Origin of the sequence: Nocardioides sp. OK12, from assembly GCF_024341885.1 — a bacterium.
GTDB lineage: Bacteria > Actinomycetota > Actinomycetes > Propionibacteriales > Nocardioidaceae > Nocardioides > Nocardioides marinisabuli.
Window position 1 is genome coordinate 1,905 of the sequence record NZ_BNET01000013.1, and the last position, 1,677, is coordinate 3,581.

The following is a 1,677-nucleotide window of genomic DNA, read 5'->3' on the forward strand; positions in this document are numbered from 1 at the left end:
TCGGCTGAGTTTCAGATGGTTAGCATCACCGGGTTCGTCATGGGCGCTACTTTGCCGGTACGGGAATATCAACCCGTTGTCCATCGACTACGCCTGTCGGCCTCGCCTTAGGTCCCGACTTACCCAGGGCAGATTAGCTTGACCCTGGAACCCTTGATCATTCGGCGCACGTGTTTCTCACACGTGATTCGCTACTCATGCCTGCATTCTCACTCGTGTCGCATCCACACCTGGATCACTCCGGCGCTTCACTCGCGACACGACGCTCCCCTACCCATCCACACACCTGAACACCCATCAAGTGGGTGCTGGGCTTATGTGAATGCCATAGCTTCGGCGGATGACTTGAGCCCCGCTACATTGTCGGCGCGGAATCACTTGACCAGTGAGCTATTACGCACTCTTTCAAGGGTGGCTGCTTCCAAGCCAACCTCCTGGTTGTCAGTGCGACTCCACATCCTTTTCCACTTAGTCACCGCTTAGGGGCCTTAGCTGATGGTCTGGGCTGTTTCCCTCTCGACTACGGAGCTTATCCCCCGCAGTCTCACTGCTGCGCTCTCACTTACCGGCATTCGGAGTTTGGTTAACGTCAGTAACCTGGTCGGGCCCATCGGCTATCCAGTGCTCTACCTCCGGCAAGAAACACGCAACGCTGCACCTAAATGCATTTCGGGGAGAACCAGCTATCACGAAGTTTGATTGGCCTTTCACCCCTATCCACAGGTCATCCCCTCAGTTTTCAACCTAAGTGGGTTCGGTCCTCCACGCGGTCTTACCCGCGCTTCAACCTGCCCATGGATAGATCACTTCGCTTCGGGTCTTGATCGTGCTACTCAGACGCCCTATTCGGACTCGCTTTCGCTACGGCTTCCCCACACGGGTTAACCTCGCAACACAACGCAAACTCGCAGGCTCATTCTTCAAAAGGCACGCCGTCACCCCATCACCACAAGGATGAGTAAGGCTCCGACGGATTGTAGGCACACGGTTTCAGGTACTATTTCACTCCCCGCCAGGGGTACTTTTCACCTTTCCCTCACGGTACTTGTCCGCTATCGGTCATCAAGGAGTATTTAGGCTTAACGGGTGGTCCCGCCAGATTCACACGGAATTTCAGGGGTTCCGTGTTACTTGGGATGTCGCATCACAGTCGACTGCTTACACTTACGGGGCTATCACCCTCTACGGCGCCACTTTCCAGCGGACTTCAACTTCACAGACGATTTCTTACTGTGTGGTAGGCCGGCAGACCCACCCATGCGATCCCACAACCCCACATACACAACCCCTGCCGGGTATCACATGTACGTGGTTTGGCCTCATCCGATTTCGCTCGCCACTACTCTCGGAATCACTATTGTTTTCTCTTCCTGTGGGTACTGAGATGTTTCACTTCCCCACGTTCCCTCCACACACCCTATATATTCAGGCGCGGGTAACTGGACATGACTCCAGCTGGGTTTCCCCATTCGGACACCCCCGGATCACAGCTTGGTTGCCAACTCCCCAGGGCTTATCGCAGGCTCCTACGTCCTTCATCGGCTCTTGATGCCAAGGCATCCACCATGTGCCCTTCATAGCTTGTCTCACAAACACTCAACAAAAACTACAAAGACTAGATTAATTACACATCTAGAAAGACACGACCAACCACACCCACCCCACACAAGAGGCAGG

The 1,677-nt window shown here is 54.4% G+C and carries 1 rRNA gene (cut by a window edge); it reads right to left on the bottom strand.

Annotation, left to right across the window (positions count from 1 at the left end):
* Positions 1 to 1,587: ribosomal RNA gene (locus OCU29_RS19645) — 23S ribosomal RNA — on the bottom strand; it reaches 1,647 nt to the left of the window's first position.
* Positions 1,588 to 1,677: the final 90 nt, after the last annotated feature.